Here is a 229-nt window from a genome sequence, read left to right as displayed (position 1 = left end):
AGTGCAATTTCAAGAATTTGTGTCATGGCGGTGCGAATGTTATCACCGGACATTTTCAACGACGGGAAGCGGTTCATCGCCTTACCAATTCGACTCAAACTGGTGATCTCGACCCCCATTGCCCCCGCGCCCAGTATGCCAGCCACCACTGGGTTAGGTGCCAGATAGCCTAAGCCGAGGAACCAGTCACACCAGCCATTAGTGCCATACACACCGCTTATCATTGCAG

1 protein-coding gene is annotated in these 229 nt (G+C 52.8%); it reads right to left on the bottom strand.

What is annotated here, in order from left to right; genetic code table 11:
- Nucleotides 1-229: YhfT family protein (locus tag ICJ84_RS16855; protein WP_317173673.1), on the bottom strand; the 229-nt coding region annotated here is incomplete at both ends.

The sequence above is a fragment of the Aestuariibaculum suncheonense genome, from assembly GCF_014596935.1.
Classification (GTDB): Bacteria; Bacteroidota; Bacteroidia; order Flavobacteriales; family Flavobacteriaceae; genus Aestuariibaculum; species Aestuariibaculum suncheonense.
The sequence above is the reverse complement of the archived record's forward strand: the minus strand, read 5'-3'. Positions and strand labels throughout refer to the sequence as shown.